Raw genomic sequence first — 18924 nt, 5'->3', positions numbered from 1 at the left:
AACTAACATGCTCTGATCAGAAGGATTAACAAGTGGATAAACGTCATCTAATAATGAAAGAAATCCGGCACGAAAGGAAGCAGTTGGAAAAACATCACTTAATTTTTGTCATACCAGCTAATATGGGGGATATAGTCAGAATTAAGTAGCACAAATCCAATTAATTTCTACAGAGCGCAGAAAATGAACTAATTAAATGACAAAAATCCAACTACTCTTCTGCAACAGCAGCTTCAACGCTGATCCGTATACACTCTTCCTCAACAGCTCTCCCGCTATGCCCACCCGCACTCTTCCGCAACAGTGCTCCAGCAGGCCCGCCACCTTGCTCCACAGCAGCCGTGGTGGATAAGGTTGTCGACAAAAGAGGAACCTGTAAGGCATTCATCCTTTCCTGCCTTCGGCGTGTGGCCGAACAGCACCTTGATGGGACCCCGCCCTGCAAGATTCAGCTTACCTGTTCTGCCTGGCTCCACAGCAGCTCCAACGCTGATCCGCATACACCCTTCCTCAACAGCGCTCCCGCTAGCCCCGTCCCCACTCCTCCACAGCGGCTTCAACGCTGCTCTCCAACCCTCCCTCTTCCGCCCCAACTCCCCTCCAAGACCCTCCATACACCCTTTAATCAAACTTCCTATTGCAACCTTCTGCAATTTGTTTTATTCTAGTTATGAAAATAATTTTCTTTTTTATTAATTATATTATGTAAAATAATTTCACAAACATCCTCTCGCCCCCAGCTATGCAGGCCCATTCAATAAATACAGAAAAATTAGAGAAAGCTACATGAATCTATAGAAAAGAAGGTGAGTGCTTGTCTCCCATTCTGCATGCCCTGGAGCATGGCAAGCCCAAGCTGTCGCAAATGGAACGCAAGCTGGCAGAACGTATCCTGGCTTCGCCTGGAGAAATTGTCCATATGGGCATCACGGAGCTGGCGGAGGAATGCGGCATCAGCACGGCAACGATTACGCGGTTCTGTAAATCGCTGCACTTCAAAGGTTATCCCGACTTCAAGGTCAAGCTGGCGGCGGAGCTTGCGCATAGCGACGGCTCACCGCAGGATGGCAGCTCCTCCTATCAGGACATTGTGGCCGGTAACCCGCTTCAATTCATCGTAGAGGCGATGCAGGCCAATCATCTCGCCTCGATACGGGACACCACCTCGCTGCTGGATCTCGGACGGCTGCAGGACGTTATTGATCTGCTGTGCCGGGCGCGGCGGGTCGATCTGTACGGGATGGCGACCTCCTCCATCGTGGCCCAGGATTTCTATCAGAAGCTGATCCGCATCGGCGTGAACTGCACCGCTTTTGCCGATTCCCATATGCAGATTACTTCCGCTTCTTCGCTCTCTTCCGGCGATGTGGCCTTCGCTGTGTCTTATTCAGGGGAGACTCCGGAGACAGTAGATGCCTTAACCTGTGCTGCCGCAAGCGGTGCTTCCACAGTGTCGTTAACCTCGTACGGAAGCAGCACACTGGCCACACTGGCCGATATTCCGCTGTTCTCCTCCTCTCTGGAGCAGGGCATGCGGCGCGGCGATATGGCTTCACGGATCGCACAGCTGCATATTATTGATATTTTGTTCACCGGCATGGTCAGTACCCGGTTTGGAGATTTCATCCCCAAGCTGGAGCAATCTTATCTGAACGTCCAACATTACCGTCATAAACGGGGAGGCCAATCTTAATGAATATTTTGAAATTTCAGCATGAACATGATTTTGCAGCCACAGGAGCTAACCTTATTGCCAGCCTGCTGCAAAGTAATCCCAGAGCGGTTCTGGGTCTGGCTACCGGAAGCTCTCCGGTAGGTGTATACGAGAAGCTTGTGGAGATGCACCGCAAGGGCATCGTCAGCTTCGCCAAAGCCTCATCCTACAATCTGGATGAATATGTCGGCCTGCCTGTGGATCATCCGCAGAGCTACCGCAGCTTCATGAATGAGCATCTGTTCAATCACATTGATATTGACCCGGCCCGTACCCATGTCCCGAACGGGAATGCCCCGGATCTGGATGCCGAATGCCTTGCGTATGATAAGCTGCTTGAAGATAACGGCCCGGTAGATCTGCAGATCCTGGGGATTGGCAGCAACGGCCATATCGGCTTCAATGAGCCGGATGCCAGCCTCAGCAGCGGGACACATGTGGTAGACCTGCTGGAAGAGACGCTGGAAGCCAACGCCCGCTTCTTCGACCGTGTCGAGGATGTTCCGCGGCAGGCGGTAACGATGGGCATCGGCGGCATTCTCAAAGCGAAGCAGATTGTGCTGCTGGTGCGCGGCGAAGAGAAGGCGGAAGCGGTCAAAAATGCGCTGGAGGGTCCAATCACGACCCAGTGCCCCGCCTCGCTGCTGCAGAGCCATCCAAATGTAGTGGTCCTGCTAGATGAAGGAGCGGCAAAATGGCTGAAATAAACCATACTGCCGGGGAACTGTTCTACGGCAAAGTGCTCACTCCTGCCGGAGTGATTGAGAAGGGCGTACTTGCCGTATCGGAAGGCTTGATCCAATACGCCGGGGAAGCGGCTTGGCTGCCCATAGCTTATGCAGGCTGGCGGACGGCCACCCAGGAGCCGGAAGGTCTGCTGATTCCCGGATTCGTTGATGTGCACGTACATGGCGGGGCCGGCCACGACTTCATGTACAGTGATGAAGCCGCTCTTGATACGATCACACAGTTCCACGCTTCACACGGGACTACCTCTATGCTGGCTACGACAATGACGGCTGCCAAGGCGGAGATTGATCAAGTACTGTCTGAGGTGAATGCTTACCGTGCCCGAGAAGGCGGTATGCCTTATGCAAGGCTGGTAGGCGTGCATCTGGAGGGACCGTTCATCAGCGTAAGATGGCCTGGCGCGCAGAATCCCGAGCATATTGTTCCGGCTAACCTGACGTGGCTGGAGGAGTGGGAAGCCCGGTATCCGGGAATGATCCGCCAGGTTACGCTGGCCCCCGAGCGTGAAGTAGCCCTTGAGGCCATCCAGTGGCTGCGCCAGCATGGCATTACGGCAGCTCTTGGTCACACGGATGCCTCATTCGAGCAGGTCATTGCTGCGGCAGATGCCGGGCTGAATCAGGCGGTTCACATGTTCAACGCCATGACGCCGCTGCATCACCGCAAGCCTGGAGCCGCCGGTGCAGTCCTGTTCGATCCCCGGATTCGCGCCGAGGTGATTGCCGACGGCATCCATGTTCATCCGGCAGCCATCAGTATTATCACCCGGCTCAAGAACAACAACAATCTGCTGCTGATCACAGACGCCATGTCAGCGACCGGACTTCGTGACGGAGAATACGCCATCGGCGATCTGCCTGTCATTGTCAAGGACGGCATAGCTACGCTGAAAGAGCATCCCGAGGCTCTGGCCGGCAGCACACTGACGATGATAAGGGGCTTCCGTTACCTGGTTCAGGAGATCGGCCTCAGCCTGCTGGAGGCCTCATTGGCGGCCAGCTATAATCCAGCGTTGTCGCTTGGTATGCAGCGTTCTATCGGGTCACTTGAGACTGGCAAACGCGGTGATATCCTGCAGCTGGACAATGACCTTAATCTGCGCGGCGTATGGATCGGCGGACGCAAGCTGGAGGATGAAATCCAGTAAGCGGCGCTATTGTCTGCTTCTGTAGTCCAGTATGTATAGTAAGCCATGAAGCCATCGTCCCCGTTTGCGGGGAAGGTGGCTTCATGGCTATTAACTGCCCTTATATTTTGTCTGTGTTGCTTCTGTGTCCATCCATATGCCCGTCATCTGAATAAGCCTCATATTCCTCTGGAATACTAGCGTTATTCAAGGCATAAGGCTGCTTATTCTCCGCTGCGCGCAGGGAAAATACGTTCGGCCATAATCCGGAACTCATTGGCGAAGCCTTTGAGCGGATGTCCGGCACGGAATTCCCGGGCATAATAATCGGCCCGTTCCACAAAATCCGGGTTCGCAGAGACATAGACATTATTAACGTAAGTGTTTCCTTTTTGTACCTCTGCGGCGATCTTGTCCTTAACTTCCCCGGTAAGCGTGTCTTTATCGGCAGCAGTCCCATTACCAGGCGTTACGCTGCGTGTTCCGATATTGCCGCCGAGGCTCTCGTCAATGTCGCGCTTCATGTGCCGTCCATCGACCATGTTGCTGCGGGACATAATGCCGTTATTGCCGTTCCCCAGATAATCTCCGGGAGTTGCCGTACCCGTACCGCCAACGGTCCCAGTGCCCGTCAGATTCTGCGGAATTCCAGCCATCGAACCGCCTGTACCCGTCATCCCGGGAACCCCTGCAGCCGTTCCTCTTCCGGTTCCCATATCGCGGGTATTCCTCGTGTGCACACCACCTGAAGCATTCTCCAGCATTACGGCTACATAAGCACTTCTGCCTACCATGATTACGTTAGCCGAACGGACTTCCGGCATGGCCGCTACACGGTCAGCCAATTCCTTGCTCATCTCCATGCTGCCGAAGTCATTGTCACGCATTCCGTTCTGTACAGAGTTCACGTGGATACGCCCGTCTGCCCCCCGTACATTTTTGGTCTGCATATTACCGTTGTTACTTGCAGAGTTATTGGCACCGCAACCGGTAATACTGATGGCACCAACCAGCAGGGCCGCAGAAACCGACAAACCGAATTTCGATCGCAACATTCATTCATCCCCCATCACAGAATAATTAAGTGCGGCGTAACAACCTTAGCATGGCTCCTGCCCTGCCAAGCTATCCTGAGCAGGATTTGGCAACCCTGCCCCAATTAGTCACGCGCAGGAGAAATCCGGCGTATCTTATAAACAGCAGACTGTGTTTCTCCGCAGGGTTAATGTCAGGAGGGGTGAACTTGAAGGTTTTATTTACGTTCTATGTGCCGAGCGGCGGGGTGGAGACTCTGAACAGGCTGCGGTGTGAGACGCTTCAGAAGAACGGCATCGAATGCCATGTGCTCTATCTCATGCCGGGGTTCGGAAGTCACAATTCGGTAAGCTTCCCGGTGTTCATAGCTCCGCAGGATGAGGATATCAAGGCTGTACTGGATACCCATCATTATGACGCCATTATTGTAACTTCTGATTATATACTGATGGAACGCCTGCGCCGGCTGGGGTATGGCGGCATCCTGATCTACGAGTCACAGGGGCTTGGAACAAGAGACGAGGCCAGGAATCTGATTATAGAATCCGTCCCTTACCTGCAGGCCTTCTGCAATGCCGTGCTGCTTCCTCCGACAGATCATTTACTCGAGCTATTCATCGAAATCTGCCCTTGGCTGCAGCGTTATGTCATTCCGAACCTAGTGGATGTACACACCTTCCGGCATATCCCCGGTGAGAAGCCTGTTGATCCGGTTATTGCCTGGGTCGGGCGGCTGGAACCCAACAAAAACTGGAGTGAATATCTGAAGATTGCCCATGTACTCCGCAAGCATAAGCCTAATCTTCATCTCTGGATGTTCCATGATCCGGCTCTGGCATCAGAGGAGCAGAAGGAGAGATTCAATGAAGAACTGTATGCACTTGGACTGGATGACCGCCTGATTGTGTTCACGAATATACCGAATCAGACTATGCCTTTATATTATTCATCCATTGCAGGTTCCGGGGGCTTCCTGCTGTCGAGTTCAGTCACAGAAGGGTTTGGATATGCGGTAGCTGAGGCCGTCTGCTGCTCCTGTCCTGTGCTCAGTACCGATTCGGACGGTGTCCGCTCCTTCATCACCCATAATATAACGGGCAAATTTTACCCCATCGGCAATGTGGAGGCCGCTGTTAACGAAGGTCTGGAGCTGATGGATAACATTCCGCTGCGTGAAGCTATATGCTATCAGGGCCGTCAGCATATGGTCACACATTTTGGATTCGATCAATACGCCCATTCCTTCCGGGAGATGATGAACTCCTTCGCAATCTTTTAACTTATGTATGCAAAAGAACCCTTAACCCGATCAGCTAACCGGGGTAGAGGGTTCTTTGTGATTGCTGTGATCCTCATCTTGCGCCTTGTTTGGATACAATATCAAACAGCTCTGTCTGGAAAATCTGCATGCTCCGCTCCCAGGTAAAGCGCTGAGAATCCAGCTCTCCCCTGGCGGCCAGACGACAGCGAAGCTCTTTGTCATCAATAAGAGTCACGATATCCGCAGCCAGACGGTTCTCATGACGGTACGACATCAGGCAGTTATGTCCATGTGCGCAGTATTCAAGGTTCCCCCCTGAATATACTGTAACCAGAGCCGCACCGCAGCGCATGGCTTCAAGCCCCGGCAAGGAGCCGGCGTCATTGGTACTGGAGCTGACAAAAATATCGCTCTCATTATAATGATAAGCCAGCTCCACATCATTCCCGGGTGTCCGAAGCTGATAGCTTCGGGTGCTTAACAGCTCCTGCAGACTCTCTGAGGCAGCGTATTCGGCAGGAGGAACAATGATGTAGATTATAACTTCAGGATGAAGACGCTTGACCCTATCCAGCTGCTCAATCAGGTATTCCTGTTCGCGGTGGCCTGAGAATCCACCCTCCGGCCGCCGCATGATTGCCGAAATGATAAGCGGTCTGTCTGCCCTGTCGCGCAAATGCGTATTATTGAAATCGGGGTTGACTCCCACCGGAACAATTCTGCCCTTAATGCCGTGATTCATTCTAATGATCTCCTGCTGCCAGCGTGACAGTACAAGCAGATTACGGGTGATGCTATAGGAGGAGAACGACAGATTATTATCCGGCAAAAAGGTTGGCTCATAACATAAGGCCAGCCGGATATGCAGCCCTTTCCCCTGCTGGCTGGCCCGCTCTGCAACCGGCACGGTTGTATAGTAATTGGAGATGATCACATCCCCATAGGGGAAATCTTCCTCCGACAGCACCGGCCTGGGGGCAGTGATGATCGGGCATTTCATCTCATATTCCACCACACCGTTGCTGGGAATAAGAACAACAACCTTATGGCCCATTATAGCCAGACGGTTAGCCAGCTCGGTCAGCATGCGCTGCGCACCGCCTCTGGATAACGTCAGCGCCGGAAAGGTCAGTCTCATGTGCTTCTCTCCTTTCTCAGCAGCCGGGTCAGATTGCCCCTATGCATGGACTGCACCTGTGCAATTTCCCGGCGCTGCGCTTCGCTGTGCAAGACAGAGCCCATCTCGTTATGAACGCGGTAATCAAGCAAAGGCTCGTCAATATAAGACCATTCAAAATGCGGCAGAATCCGCAGCCACAGGTCATAATCCTGGGTATACAAGAGACTTTCATTAAACAGTCCGATCCTGGAGAAGATCTCCATATCACACAGAACCGTACTGCCGTTAACCGGACAGCTTGACATCATGGTCTGAATGAAAGCCTGCCTGGTGAAGGCCGGCATCCGGATGATACCGGAGAACCGTTCCCCGAGCGCATTGATATAATAATAAGCCGTATGATTGAAGAAGGTTCCAGAGCTGCGGATGGTCTCCATTTGCCGTCTGATTTTATCGGGATGGAACAGGTCGTCCGCGCTTAACCAGGCAAAATAAGCCCCGCTGGACACCTGGATTCCTCTATTGAGTGCCGAGGCGGTTCCGCCGTTTGGTTTGCGGATATACACCATTTGGTTCTTATATGCTTCCAGCTTCTCCATATAGAGCGTAGAACCGTCATCGACAACAATCAGCTCAATATCCGTATAGCTCTGCGCCAGCACGCTTTCGACCGCCAAATTCACGTAGGGACAATTATAGAACGGAATCACCACCGAGACCTTGGTCTTATGCTCCATGCGCCGGCCTCCTCACTGAGTTCATTTATACTGTCTTGCAGGCAAGCAGAGCATCCAGCGGCGCATGATTCTCGCCGAATGCTTCCCGGAATGAGGGATTCTCGGCATGGTGGAAGCCCTTCAGCACAGTTACAGCATAGCCCAGCTTCAGGAAATCCTCGGGCTCCCAGCCGCTCCAGTGCTTCTGGTAATACTCCCCGTGCAGATTGAAATGGTCCTTTCCTTCCTGCGGGAAGAATCCCCGCGGTGTAAATACAACCACCCGGTTTGCAGCGATAATCTCTGCCTTGCGGAGCAGCTCCATGCCCTCACTCATCGAGAAATGCTCCAGGGAATCAATCAGTGTGACCGCAGAGAAGGTTCCCGGCAGAAACAGCTTATCAATGTGTCCGGCATCGGCATGAACCGGAATGATATGGGGGGACTTGTATTGGCGGTGTAGCAGATAGGGCCGATGGATATCCAGCCCCAGCACCACAGCGGCTTCATACCGCTCCAGCAACGCACCGGTACCGCTGCCGATATCCAGAATACTCTCGGAGAATTTCAGCTGCTCCAGCAGGACCGGCAGGAAGTCTTTCACTTCTATTTCCCGGTACATAGACTCTCCCTCCTAAGCATTAAGCGGCTTGTATATAGGCTATACCTGGCTTTCATGGGCAGCTAGCCGCCCATGGAAGCAATCAAGCCGCTTAGCGGGGCGTGATAACGGGCACTGGTGGCCGCAGCTTCCGCCATGATAACATCATAGTACTTAAGCGTGCCCATACCGTCATGCCGGCGGTAGGCAGTCAAGGACTGGTTCAGCATCACCGGTGCGTAACCGTTCAGAATGGCCCGGTACCACAGATCATAATCATGGGTATACGGAAGGGCTTCATCAAACAACCCGATGGCGCCGAATATCTCCCGCTTGAACATCACCGTACATCCGTTGATAGGGTTGCCGTGCAGGAAGCAGCGCAAATAGTCAAGCTGGTTATGAAACACAGCCGCCGCATTCAGCTCAACAACCTGCGAGTTTCCATTAATGAAGTTGAAATTAGTGTAGGTGATCAGCAAACGGTTCTGTTCCATGAACAGAACCTGGTTATTGATCTTGTCATGGTAGAACATATCATCCGAGCTGAGCCAGACAACATAATCTCCCGAAGCATGGGCAATCCCGTGATTGAGCGCGGAAGCAGTGCCACCGTTGGCTTTGCCCAGATAGTGGATATGGGGCAGGTAAGGGATTATCCGCTCTGTATGCATCGTTGAACCGTCATCCACCACGATAATCTCATAAGGCCGCCAGGATTGAGCCAGGGCGCTTTGCAGCGCCTGCTCAATATAAGGACAATTATAAAAAGGAATCACTACGGATACTCTGGGCTTCATAACAACCTTCCTTCCTCACCGGCCCTTGTATAGCCGATAATATCCGCCAGTGACCGGTCAAGCCCAATCTCCGGCTTCCAGCCGGGAATGGCAGCATAGTCTTCCGGTTCCACAGGCGGCACCTCTTTACCAGCAGATTCAAACGGAGGCTTCACCGGAACGGCAGATGCCGGGGAGTCCTTCCCCCGGCTGTGCTGCTCCTGATCCGGTCCCCAGTCCATCATAACCGGAGCTGCAGCATGAGCCAGCAGCTTCGCGGCAATATCCCCAAGCTCCCGCTGGGCTCCGGAGTCGATACGGTAGACCTTACCCGTCTCTCCCGAATCCAGAATGAAGCCATAAGCCCGAACCGCATCCCGCACATCCAGGAAGTCACGCAGCGTATGGCGCGAGGAGAGCCTGAATGCTGCAGGAGGCGCCTCTCCGGCTGACGCAGCTTCTTCACTGCGCACAATATGGCGTGCCAGGAGGGAACAGAAGCCGGTCGATGGACCGGGACCGATCAGATTCGAGGGCTCCGCCATCAGCACAGGCTGCTTGAAAAGTGTTCCCCAGGCCAGCGATACCAGCTCCTCCAGCGTCTTGCTAAGGCTGTAGGGATGAGGCGGTTCTTCCGTACCCGGTCTGTACTTAAGCCGGGAGCCGGCCACCAGGATACGGCTGGCCGGCTGGAATCGCAGCGCCTCAAGCAAGTATAGGGTAGCCATTACATTGGTCTCCATATAGAGCAGCGGGTCACGCCAGGACTCCGGGACCGAATTCTTCCCTGCCAGGTGCAATACCAGGTCCGGCTTAACTGCTTCAATCATTGCTGCCACAGCCTTGCGGTCCCCAAGATCGCAGACATACCGCCGAACCCCCGCCGGAAAAATACCCGATTCCGCTGTCTTGGAGCGTACTACAGCTGTCACCTCTGCTCCTCCGGCAGCAAAATAAGCCACGGCATGACGGCCGGTAAATCCGGCAGCTCCGGTAATCAGCAGTCTCCGCCCCTTCATATCGGCAGCTCTGAGCGGGTCGGTATCTCTGAGCGGGCCGGTATCTCTGAGCGGGCCGGTATCTCTGAGCTGGCAGGTATCTCTGAGCTGTACATAAAATCGGCCAGCTCCCTAAGCATCTGGGGATAGGAAGGCAGCTTTATAGTCACATCGCTTCTGGTACTGACCAGCGTCCGGTCCTGAACCGGATTCTGCTGCGGAAAGATCTCGACATCCTCCTTATGAAATGCAGCCTGCATCATCTGCAGCAGCTCATATTTGCTTACCGGCTGCGGATGGGCCAGATGTATCAGCCCCGAGAGATCGGAGCCAAGCAAGGAATCGACGGCTCTCGCCAGTTCCAGTGTGGTGACTCCATTCCACATCACATGTTCATACCCGGCCACCCGGCCCTTCTGGGCCAGGAACCATTCCATCAGTCCGATCCCGCCGGAGCGGATCTCGGGCCCGATGATTGAGGTGCGGATTGTCAGATGTCCGGGGTCCCGCACTTCTCCAAGACTCTTGGTAAGCGCATAGACCGATGTGCCGTCAGCAGGGTCATCCTCCGTGTAGCTTCCGCGCGTTCCTTCGAATACACAATCAGAGCTGATGTGAATGAGCCGGGCACGGATCTGGTCTGCCACCCGCCGCAGACGATGGGGCAGGAATCCGTTGACATGATACGCACCGATCCGGTCACGTTCGGCAAATTGATTGAGTACCCCCATTGCATTAATGATGCAATGGGGGGAGACGATTTCGACCAGCTTCTCTACGCCGGCAATGTCATCGGCATCTATATACAACCCTCCAAGATCGTTCTTATCCCGGGTTGTGTGGAAGATGTGATGCTTGCCCTGGCGGCGGAAGTATTCCGCCAGCATGTGACCCGCCATACCATTTCCGCCGAGGATAAGGAGTTTCACTGGAGGAACCCTCCCCGCACCAGGATATCCCTGATTTCCGACTGCTGCATCAGGTTATCCTCCGAGCTGAAGCTATTGAAGGACACATGGGGGAAATGGCGGTAATGCTCTTTCAGCTCCGGCATATCCAGGGTTGGCAGAATAACCAGATACTGTTCATCATAGACCACCGTAGTCAGACTCTCGAAGTCACTCATGAGAATCTCGTGGATTTTCTCACCCGGCCGGATGCCTGCCTCGATCATGGTGACATCTCTTCGGCCGGAAGCCTCGATCAGCACCTCGGCCAAATCCACGATCCGGCAGGTCGGCATGGTCATGACGAAGATCTCGCCGCCGAGACTGACCTCGGAAGCCTTGAACAGCAGAGTAATGGCGTCGCGCAGCGTGAAGAAGAACCGGGTCATATTCATGTCCGTGATCCGCACCTGTCCCTTGTCCTGGATCTGCTTCATGAACAGATGGACGACACTGCCGTTCGTTCCCAGCACATTGCCGCCGCGCACCGTGACAAAGCGGGTCCCCGAACCGATCAGGTTGGCGTATACGAACAGCTTCTCACCGATGGCTTTGGTCATGCCGTAGAAGTTCGACGGATTGGCAGCTTTGTCGGTGGAGATGTAGATCGCTTTTTCCACATTATTGGCAATTGCCGCTTCAATCACATTCTGCGTGCCGACTACATTGGTCTTCAGCGCCTCGTACGGCTGGTCTTCGCAGACTGGAACATGCTTGAGCGCCGCCAGGTGGAACACATAATCCACACCGCGGCATGCCGCTACCAGGGCATCCTTGTCACGGATATCGCCGATGATGAAGCTGAGGCGCTTATCTTCAAATTCACGGCTCATGGCTACCTGTGCAGACTCGCTGCGGGAGAATACGATGATTTCTTTGGGATGCTGCGGCAGCAGTTGCCGGATAAGCTCATGCCCCCAGGAACCGGTACCGCCTGTAACCAGAATCCGTTTATTATTGAACATGCAGGTTCCCTCCAAGCAGAAATTTAACTACTTTGACCGAGACACCTTGGGCAAGATACCCTTCCGGCGCCTCCCAATCGGGCTTAAGCGACGTCATCAGCACGGTACAGCGCAGAATACTGTTCTGTTCTACCCCGGACACTACATTACTTCCGCAATCAACGGTCTCCGGACGTTCTGTGGTCCGGCGGATCGTCACCGTAGGCACCCCCATCAGGCAGCACTCCTCCTGAACGGTACCGCTGTCCGTAATGGCGCATAGGGCATAACGTTCCAAATGGACGAAATCAAAAAATCCGAAAGGCTCATGAAATTCCACCAGCGGGTTCATCGTCAGCGGGAACTGCTCCGTAAGCTTGGAGCGTGTACGGGGATGAATGCTGCAGATCAGGCGGAGTCCCAAGTGTTCCGCCACCAGGTTCAGGCCAGACATAATCTGGAGCAGCGACTGCGGATCATCGACATTCTCGGCCCGGTGGGCCGTCACCAGCAGATAGCGGCCTGCTTCAAGCTTCAGCCGGGACAAAATGTTGCTGGACGCGATTTGCTCCTCATAATGTGTAATGACCTCATGGATGGGATTGCCGGTTAACACGATACGCTGGCTGGGGAACCCTTCGCTGAGCAGATGTCTTTTACTCTGCTGGGTATAGGGCATATTTATGGTCGAGACGGCATCTATGACACGGCGGTTTTTCTCCTCCGGCACTTTCAGATCGTAACAGCGGTTGCCTGCTTCCATGTGCACCACAGGAATGCCCATCCGCTCGGCAAGAATGGCACACAGCGCACTGTTGGTGTCGCCCAGCAGCAGAATACGGTCCGGCTTCTCCTGAAGCAGGATACTCTCCAGGCTTCCGAACATGGCGGCCAGCTGGCCCCCGAGTCCGGCCTGCTTATCCTGGAGCACATAGTCCGGTGCACGGAGCCCCAGCTCGGCGAAGAATACCCCGCTGAGGCTGGCTGTGAAATTCTGACCCGTATGCACCAGTACATGCCGCTCCGCATACCGGTCAAGCAGCGGAATGATAACACTGAGGCGGATGATCTCGGGCCGTGTGCCCAAAATCGTCATGATCTTCATGGGTTCACTCCCCTTTGATTATGGCCTGCCCTTATGGTAGGGCAGGCGGTTCTGTCCGAGCTGGCGGCCGGACCGGCGCGGCGGGTTCAGAGGGACTTATACCTCTGATTCGCGCGGTTCCGGCGGGGGCGGCGGGTTCAGAGGGATTTATACCTCTGATTCGCGCGGTTCCGGCGGGAGCAGCGGGTTCAGAGGGATTTATACCTCTGATTCGCGCGGTTCCGGCGGAGGCGGCGGGTTCAGAGGGATTTATACCTCTGATTAGCACGGTTCCGGCGGGGGCGGCGGGTTCAGAGGGATTTATACCTCTGATTCGCGCGGTTCCGGCGGGAGCAGCGGGTTCAGAGGGATTTATACCTCTGATTAGCACGGTTCCGGCGGGGGCTGGCGCAACGCCGGCAAAACGCCGGTCCGCGGCATCCCCCGCCGACCTCAGCCCGCCTTGCGCCGCCGCTTGCTCCGGCGGCCCGCTGCCTGGCCCGCGCGGCGCTTCTTGCCGCCGCCGCTGGCCCTCCGGCGCGCGGAGCCTGCCGCGCGCTTCTTACGGCCCGTGCGCGCACCGGCACGGGCACGGGAAGCGGCGCGGCGCAGCCTGCCGCGCCGGAGCTTCGCGGCCCGCAGCCGTGCGGCGCGGCGCCCGGGACGTTCCCGCGGCTGCTCTGCCGCGGGGGGGCCTCCGCCCGCAGGCGCGGCGGGCGGACCTCCTGGCCCGCCGATGATCTGCGGCGGGTTCAGGCAGAAGCGGAGATGCCATCTCTCCGCTAAGCCCTGCAGGCGGGCGCGGTAAGCCGCCGGGCCGTAGACGGCCTCGATGCGTTCCCGCGCCTGGCTGCCGATGCCGGCCGCCAGGGCCTGATCGGCCAGCAGAGCGTTCACCCGCTCTGCCAGCGCTCCGATGTCTCCTGCGGGTACGAGCAGATCACCGCAGCCAGCAGCGTCCAGAATCTCCCGCAGGCCGCCGGAATCATACGCGACCACCGGCTTGCTGAAGGCGTAGCCCTCCAGCGCCGTCATGCCGAAGCCTTCACGGATCAGGCTGGGCACGACCAGCAGATCCATAGCGCAATAGGCAGCCGGGAGACATTCCTCGTACCCGACAAATCGGAACCGCGAGGTCAGACCCTCCAGCTTCACCTTGCGGACACAGCGCTCATAGTAGCTTTTATCCCCGGGAGTCCCCACTACAAGGTAGCGGGCAGCCGGATGCTGCTGATGAACCAGTACGGCCATCTTAACGAAATGCTCCAGGCCTTTCTCCTTATTAATGAAGGAAGAGACGTAACCGATCAGCGGTTCGCCCGGAGCGATCTTCAGCTCACTCCGCCGTTCTCCCCTCAGCTTGCTCCAGGCTCCGAACATCATTTCTGCGTCATCCCAGGAGGGAGGAAGCTGGGCCACCTTACCCTCACGGATATCCTCCGGGAAACAAGCTGCCGCCGTCTGCGAAATGGCCAGGATCTCATCGCTGTTGCTCTGGATCAGTTCTACGCTGATCGGGGTGAACTCGTTGTCTGTAATGGTCTCTGAGATCTTCCATATTACTGGTATACCAAGTGATTTCGCGGCCAATGGCGGCAAGGCATGCACACAGGTACTGGTAATTACAAAAGACGGACAGACCTCCGCAAGCCAGGCACACAGCTCATGATACTCCCGGCCCTCCTGTAGCTTGCGGATATCTGCCGGGAGACCTGCGTACGGGGTATACACTCCATAGACCAGTGGAATAGGCATCAGCCGGACATGGAGTCCATAGCTCCGGGCCAGGCGGGTGAGCTTCCCCTCCTGCGGAGCTACAAGGATACAATTGAAGTAAGGTGACAGCTCCCGGCTGAAGAACAATAGCAGCTTCTCCGCACCCGTTATACTGCGTGTATTGGAAACATGGGAAAAGAGGACGATTGTAGCTTTGTCGGCCATGGTGTCTCGGCGCTCCCCTGCGAGGGGCTGTGGAGCAGCCATTCACCTCCCTAAAAGTTTTACGAAGCTTAGCATCAGAGCATTTACATCGCAGTAAAACTCACTTCGGAAGCATAAACTTAAGTTTTACGAAGCTTAGCATCAAGGCATTTACATCGCAGTAAAACTCACTTCGGCATTTGCGTACAGGCTAACATCACTGCCCGGTACTCCAGTATATTGAGGGGGCACAGATGCCGGCACGACACCTGTCCCCTGTGATACGCACATTTTTGGAACAGCCTAACAGGACATTCCCCGCCGCATTACCCGTAAATAACACTAAGCAGCTGATTCAGGCGTTTGGTGTACGTGTGATCCTTCAGCGTCCGTTCAAAAGCGCGCAGCGCCATGTCCCGGCGTTCCTCTTCATGAGTCAGGTAATACTGGATTTTGTCCATCAGCTCCCGGGGGCTGGAGAAGGTATCTACTTCTTCCCCGACCTTGTAGAATGAACCCAGATCACCCCGGGCATCGCTGAGCTGGAGCGTACCGCTGGCAGCAATTTCGAATGTGCGCGGATTCGGCGATAGGGCCGGAATATACAGTGTGTTATTGTTGACGACCTCGTCAATGTGCGAACGGTGGAGGTTGATGACAATCTTCGAGCCGCTGTAAGTGACGGCCGTCTCCTGCGGAGACATCCACTTGCCAATCTCAATCCGGTCGCCATAGAGCGGGGCTTCAGGCAACCGGTCCCACCAGATTCCGTTAATGACCGTGTTATAGCTCATCAGCTCCGGCATAATTTCACGGAAGAAATTAATCCGGTTCCAGTAAGCCGACCCGATGAAGCTGACATCGCGGCAGACCGGCGATCTTCCGGTTGTCGGACGGTAATGTTCACGGTGCGCGGCAAAGGGAAGATAATGAACCTCCGTGCAGCCAAGACCGCGGTAGAACTCCACGCAATTAAGCTCCAAGGTGAATACATAGTCATAGTGGGCAACGATTTTCATCGTAAAATCGGTGTAATACGGATCATCCGTGAGCCATATCGCAGTCTTGATGCCCCGGCCGCGCAGAACGGACACCTGCTCCAGCGGCAAATCCAGACCATCCAGCACCAGCACCAGATCAGGACACTGGGCGGAAGCCAGCTCCACCAGATTCTGGCGTACATCGGTAATGGTCACATGAGCCGTTAATCTTTGCAGTGCGCAGAGCACCGCATCATCCAGCGGAGAATACGGATACCCTTTACCCGAAGCCACATACATCACATGGAGATTGCGTACCGGATACGGTTCCTCCGGACGTCCGTCCAGCATCGCCAGACGGCCCCGCAGATAACCTTCATCGTATCCGCTCCTGAAGCCGGTCAGGCGGCCCCGCAGCTTCTCCTCCTCGGCAGGGGTCCTCGGCAGCGGCGGTGTTGGCATGATAAATTGATTATTCATGAGTATTCGCTCCTTTTGATTCATATTGAAATTCACCCTCTTGAAGTAAGAACACCCAGTAAGTGAGGCAGACGCGAAGTAAAGGTATGACGGCGAAGGGTAGTCTGTAATCCCCGCAGCGCATACATACGGCGCTCCTTCTCGTGCTTCAGGTAATAGTCAATTTTGCGCTTCAGCTCATCGGCAGAAGCAAAGGTCTCCAGATCACGGCCCGGCGTATAATGGCTCTCCAGATCCTCACGGACATCCGTAAGCTGCATCGTTCCGCAGGCACTGATCTCGTAGGTCCGGGGGTTAATCGAGAGGGAGGGGAGCTGGAATGTATTCCGGTTGTCCTGCCCTCCCTCCCAGGGACGGTGGATATTGATGACCAGCTTGGCGCCGCTGTAATAATTGGCTGTCTCTTCCGGAGGAATGAAGCCGTCTTTGATGAAGGGAGACAGCTCCTCGAAGTTGTTCAGCCGCTCCCAGAATCCCCCGGCAATCAGTACCTTCTTCCCCCGCAGAAACGGAGTCAGTTCATCGAACAGCTTCGTCCGGTTGCGGAAGGCATTGCCGATAAACACCACATCATAGTGATACTGCGGTCCGGTATGGCGCGGATAGAACATCTGGGGATTGACGCACAGCGGAAGATAATGCACAGACGCCGTACCCAGTGAACGGTAGAACTCCACACAGCCCAGTTCATGCGTAAACACATAATCATAGTGCCGGCAGATCACCGAAGTGTCCTCGGTAAAATACGGATCATCCACAAACCAGATCGCTGCCGGAATACCCAGCTTCCTGATTTCCGTAATTTGTTCCAGATGATTCGCCGGAAACACATGCAGCCCGTTCATCACCAGCACCGCTCCCGGCGATTCGCGCGATGCTACCTCCAGCATGGTGTCCGGAGGACAGATGATCAGTTCGCTTACCAGCAGCCGCAGCGCTGCTGCCACTCCCGCGTCGATCGCCTGAAATCCCTGGGGAACATACATCAGCTTAAACGGCTGGCATGCTCCCACTTCCGGGGTATTCAGGCGCTTCACGGCTTCGCACAAGCCGAGCTGGTATCCTTCCAGATATCCCTCCCGGTAATCCTGAGGATGCTCGCCTCTCTTTTTTGTTTTCACGGCCTTCACCCTGCCCCGTTATATTCTCAAGACAGTAGTACTATATGCGGAGTCAGCATCCGCCTCATGGACATCTGTCTGTATCGCTGCGAAATTGGCATATGCCCCGGGGCATTCGCCTGCTTGGCCCGAACCTTTGCCGAATCCATCCACTTTCTTCCCCAAAGTGAGGCTACACTCCGAAGCTCATCCAAGTACTTTGCGGGGACCCCATAAATCATTTACAATCGGAGGGACAAGCCTTTGCGGGAGAAGATTCTACTAAGGAGGAATTGAGAAATGAGTTCAATCTATGGTCCGATGCTGTATCTCCGTCATGTGGAGCTGCTGCGCGCACTGGTCCCTTCCTTCGGGAGCTATCCGTTTAATCTGCCGGTGGTGCGTGCTTTGGAACGGCTTGCTTTTCAGAAACAGGTTACTTTTCTGGTAGGGGAGAATGGTACCGGGAAGTCTACTTTGCTGGAGGGAATTGCTGCGGCCTGGGGATTCAATCCGGAAGGAGGGACGCTGAACTTCTCGTTCAATACCCGGGCCTCCCATTCCAGCCTCTATGAATACCTGCGGATTGCCAGAGGGGTTAAGCGTCCGAGGGACGGCTTCTTCCTGCGTGCGGAGAGTTACTACAATGTCGCTACTTATATCGACGAGCTGGATGAGGAACCGCTGGCGGGGAGAAAGATCAAAGACTCCTATGGGGGAAGTTCGCTGCATGAGCAGTCTCATGGAGAATCCTTCTTCTCGACGTTCGTCCACCGCTTCGGCGGACAGGGGATCTATATTCTGGACGAGCCGGAGGCCGCCTTGTCCCCCTTACGGCAAATGTCGCTGCTGGCGCGGATGTATGAGCTGGCTGAGCAGAACTCCCAGTTCATCATCGCTACCCACTCCCCGATTCTGATGTCCTATCCGGGTGCGGAGATTCTCCTGCTGGAGGGAGAACACATTACACCTGTTGCGCTGGAAGACACGGACCATTACGCGGTTACCCGCGCCTTCATGACCGACCGGCAGAAGATGCTCCGTGAGCTGCTGGGCGATGAGTTCGATCCTGTATAAAAAAAGACACCCCGCGGTGTTAACCGTCAAAGTGTCTCTTGTATTGGCATAGCTGCTCAGTAATTCTCTAATAAAGCTGGTCATCCTTCTCTGTATGACAATCACTGTATTCATTCAGAAGCGCATCCAGCTTCACCGATTGGCGGAGTACCCGGACATCCTGCATCCCGTACTCCAAGGCCAGTTTGTTCAGTTCCTGCCTTGCCTGTTCAATCTTATCCTTATATTCGTCATTACCCATAGCGGCCCCCTTATAGGATGAGGCTGTATCAAGCCATTTCCACTCTTTTAC

Annotated in this window: 19 protein-coding genes; 5 read left to right on the top strand and 14 right to left on the bottom strand. The window is 54.9% G+C overall.

From position 1 onward, the window contains the following. Window positions 1–211 precede the first annotated feature (211 nt). Complete coding sequence (locus HQN87_RS10595) at window positions 212–364, bottom strand: hypothetical protein (RefSeq protein ID WP_173131951.1); 153 nt, start codon at window positions 362–364, stop codon at window positions 212–214. 450 nt (window positions 365–814) lie between these two features. On the opposite strand from HQN87_RS10595, the gene HQN87_RS10590 reads away from it, so the two are divergent. From HQN87_RS10590 to nagA, 3 genes are read left to right on the top strand one after another with little or no spacing between them, the layout of a single operon-like run. Next, complete coding sequence (locus HQN87_RS10590; RefSeq protein WP_173131948.1) at window positions 815–1693, top strand: MurR/RpiR family transcriptional regulator; 879 nt, start codon at window positions 815–817, stop codon at window positions 1691–1693. Next, on the top strand, window positions 1693–2421 hold the full coding sequence (nagB, locus tag HQN87_RS10585; protein ID WP_173131944.1) for a glucosamine-6-phosphate deaminase: 729 nt from the start codon (window positions 1693–1695) through the stop codon (window positions 2419–2421). The genes HQN87_RS10590 and nagB overlap by 1 nt, the downstream gene beginning before the upstream one ends. Continuing rightward, a complete protein-coding gene (gene nagA / locus HQN87_RS10580; RefSeq protein ID WP_173131941.1) occupies window positions 2409–3611 on the top strand; it encodes an N-acetylglucosamine-6-phosphate deacetylase in 1203 nt (400 codons plus the stop codon). The genes nagB and nagA overlap by 13 nt, the downstream gene beginning before the upstream one ends. A 203-nt stretch (window positions 3612–3814) precedes the next feature. On the opposite strand, the gene HQN87_RS10575 is transcribed toward nagA, so the two are convergent. Further along, window positions 3815–4645 carry a YhcN/YlaJ family sporulation lipoprotein gene (locus HQN87_RS10575; protein ID WP_173131938.1) on the bottom strand — a complete coding sequence of 277 codons (831 nt, stop codon included), beginning with the start codon at window positions 4643–4645 and terminating at the stop codon, window positions 3815–3817. Between the two features lie 182 nt (window positions 4646–4827). On the opposite strand from HQN87_RS10575, the gene HQN87_RS10570 reads away from it, so the two are divergent. Continuing rightward, entirely contained in the window at window positions 4828–5904 is a 1077-nt protein-coding gene (locus HQN87_RS10570; protein WP_367272697.1) for a glycosyltransferase family 4 protein, read from the top strand. Window positions 5905–5977: 73 nt separating this feature from the next. Here the strand turns inward: HQN87_RS10570 and HQN87_RS10565 are convergent, their stop codons facing one another. The 11 genes from HQN87_RS10565 to HQN87_RS10515 all read right to left on the bottom strand — a co-directional run bounded on the left by HQN87_RS10565 (window position 5978) and on the right by HQN87_RS10515 (window position 17585). Continuing rightward, window positions 5978–7024 (bottom strand): glycosyltransferase family 4 protein, encoded by a 1047-nt coding sequence (locus HQN87_RS10565; protein ID WP_173131932.1) that lies wholly within the window; start codon window positions 7022–7024, stop codon window positions 5978–5980. Continuing rightward, window positions 7021–7743 carry a glycosyltransferase gene (locus HQN87_RS10560; protein WP_173131930.1) on the bottom strand — a complete coding sequence of 241 codons (723 nt, stop codon included), beginning with the start codon at window positions 7741–7743 and terminating at the stop codon, window positions 7021–7023. Before HQN87_RS10560 ends, HQN87_RS10565 begins: the two co-directional genes overlap by 4 nt. 25 nt (window positions 7744–7768) lie before the next feature. Next, window positions 7769–8344, bottom strand: coding sequence for a class I SAM-dependent methyltransferase (locus HQN87_RS10555; RefSeq protein WP_173131927.1), 576 nt, complete (start codon window positions 8342–8344; stop codon window positions 7769–7771). A gap of 62 nt (window positions 8345–8406) precedes the next feature. Next, window positions 8407–9123, bottom strand: coding sequence for a glycosyltransferase (locus tag HQN87_RS10550; RefSeq protein ID WP_173131924.1), 717 nt, complete (start codon window positions 9121–9123; stop codon window positions 8407–8409). Next, window positions 9120–10121: an SDR family oxidoreductase gene (locus tag HQN87_RS10545; RefSeq protein ID WP_173131920.1), complete on the bottom strand. Its 1002-nt coding sequence runs from the start codon at window positions 10119–10121 to the stop codon at window positions 9120–9122. The genes HQN87_RS10550 and HQN87_RS10545 overlap by 4 nt, the downstream gene beginning before the upstream one ends. After that, window positions 10118–11029, bottom strand: a complete 912-nt coding sequence (locus HQN87_RS10540; RefSeq protein WP_173131916.1) for an SDR family oxidoreductase — start codon at window positions 11027–11029, stop codon at window positions 10118–10120. Before HQN87_RS10540 ends, HQN87_RS10545 begins: the two co-directional genes overlap by 4 nt. Further along, on the bottom strand, window positions 11026–12012 hold the full coding sequence (locus HQN87_RS10535; RefSeq protein ID WP_173131913.1) for a polysaccharide biosynthesis protein: 987 nt from the start codon (window positions 12010–12012) through the stop codon (window positions 11026–11028). Before HQN87_RS10535 ends, HQN87_RS10540 begins: the two co-directional genes overlap by 4 nt. After that, complete coding sequence (wecB, locus tag HQN87_RS10530) at window positions 12002–13096, bottom strand: non-hydrolyzing UDP-N-acetylglucosamine 2-epimerase (RefSeq protein ID WP_173131910.1); 1095 nt, start codon at window positions 13094–13096, stop codon at window positions 12002–12004. Before wecB ends, HQN87_RS10535 begins: the two co-directional genes overlap by 11 nt. 432 nt (window positions 13097–13528) lie before the next feature. After that, window positions 13529–15016, bottom strand: a complete 1488-nt coding sequence (locus tag HQN87_RS10525) for a glycosyltransferase (RefSeq protein ID WP_173131907.1) — start codon at window positions 15014–15016, stop codon at window positions 13529–13531. A 305-nt stretch (window positions 15017–15321) separates the two neighbouring features. Continuing rightward, on the bottom strand, window positions 15322–16455 hold the full coding sequence (locus HQN87_RS10520) for a CgeB family protein (protein ID WP_173131904.1): 1134 nt from the start codon (window positions 16453–16455) through the stop codon (window positions 15322–15324). 32 nt (window positions 16456–16487) lie between these two features. Then, the gene (locus HQN87_RS10515) at window positions 16488–17585 is read right to left on the bottom strand and encodes a CgeB family protein (protein WP_436836464.1); all 1098 of its coding nucleotides are present in this window, start codon (window positions 17583–17585) and stop codon (window positions 16488–16490) included. 270 nt (window positions 17586–17855) lie between these two features. Here HQN87_RS10515 and HQN87_RS10510 point away from each other — a divergent pair, with 270 nt between their 5' ends. Next, window positions 17856–18632 (top strand): AAA family ATPase, encoded by a 777-nt coding sequence (locus tag HQN87_RS10510; protein WP_173131898.1) that lies wholly within the window; start codon window positions 17856–17858, stop codon window positions 18630–18632. A 67-nt stretch (window positions 18633–18699) separates the two neighbouring features. Here HQN87_RS10510 and HQN87_RS10505 read toward each other — a convergent pair whose 3' ends face one another. Next, window positions 18700–18873 carry an aspartyl-phosphate phosphatase Spo0E family protein gene (locus tag HQN87_RS10505; RefSeq protein WP_173131895.1) on the bottom strand — a complete coding sequence of 58 codons (174 nt, stop codon included), beginning with the start codon at window positions 18871–18873 and terminating at the stop codon, window positions 18700–18702. Between the last annotated feature and the right edge of the window lie 51 nt (window positions 18874–18924).

This window comes from Paenibacillus tritici, assembly GCF_013204885.1.
GTDB lineage: Bacteria > Bacillota > Bacilli > Paenibacillales > Paenibacillaceae > Paenibacillus_AQ > Paenibacillus_AQ tritici.
Note: the sequence above shows the minus strand (reverse complement) of the source record. Positions and strands in the feature narration are given on the sequence as shown.

Excerpts from the sequence above, each read along its gene's own strand:
- nagB (WP_173131944.1), top strand. The coding sequence starts at position 1,693 with ATGAATATTTTGAAATTTCAGCATGAACATGATTTTGCAGCCACAGGA.
- nagA (WP_173131941.1), top strand. The coding sequence starts at position 2,409 with ATGGCTGAAATAAACCATACTGCCGGGGAACTGTTCTACGGCAAAGTG.
- HQN87_RS10575 (WP_173131938.1), bottom strand. The coding sequence starts at position 4,645 with ATGTTGCGATCGAAATTCGGTTTGTCGGTTTCTGCGGCCCTGCTGGTT.
- HQN87_RS10565 (WP_173131932.1), bottom strand. The coding sequence starts at position 7,024 with ATGAGACTGACCTTTCCGGCGCTGACGTTATCCAGAGGCGGTGCGCAG.
- HQN87_RS10560 (WP_173131930.1), bottom strand. The coding sequence starts at position 7,743 with ATGGAGCATAAGACCAAGGTCTCGGTGGTGATTCCGTTCTATAATTGT.
- HQN87_RS10555 (WP_173131927.1), bottom strand. The coding sequence starts at position 8,344 with ATGTACCGGGAAATAGAAGTGAAAGACTTCCTGCCGGTCCTGCTGGAG.
- HQN87_RS10550 (WP_173131924.1), bottom strand. The coding sequence starts at position 9,123 with ATGAAGCCCAGAGTATCCGTAGTGATTCCTTTTTATAATTGTCCTTAT.
- HQN87_RS10545 (WP_173131920.1), bottom strand. The coding sequence starts at position 10,121 with ATGAAGGGGCGGAGACTGCTGATTACCGGAGCTGCCGGATTTACCGGC.
- HQN87_RS10535 (WP_173131913.1), bottom strand. The coding sequence starts at position 12,012 with ATGTTCAATAATAAACGGATTCTGGTTACAGGCGGTACCGGTTCCTGG.
- wecB (WP_173131910.1), bottom strand. The coding sequence starts at position 13,096 with ATGAAGATCATGACGATTTTGGGCACACGGCCCGAGATCATCCGCCTC.
- HQN87_RS10525 (WP_173131907.1), bottom strand. The coding sequence starts at position 15,016 with ATGGCCGACAAAGCTACAATCGTCCTCTTTTCCCATGTTTCCAATACA.
- HQN87_RS10520 (WP_173131904.1), bottom strand. The coding sequence starts at position 16,455 with ATGAATAATCAATTTATCATGCCAACACCGCCGCTGCCGAGGACCCCT.
- HQN87_RS10510 (WP_173131898.1), top strand. The coding sequence starts at position 17,856 with ATGAGTTCAATCTATGGTCCGATGCTGTATCTCCGTCATGTGGAGCTG.
- HQN87_RS10505 (WP_173131895.1), bottom strand. The coding sequence starts at position 18,873 with ATGGGTAATGACGAATATAAGGATAAGATTGAACAGGCAAGGCAGGAA.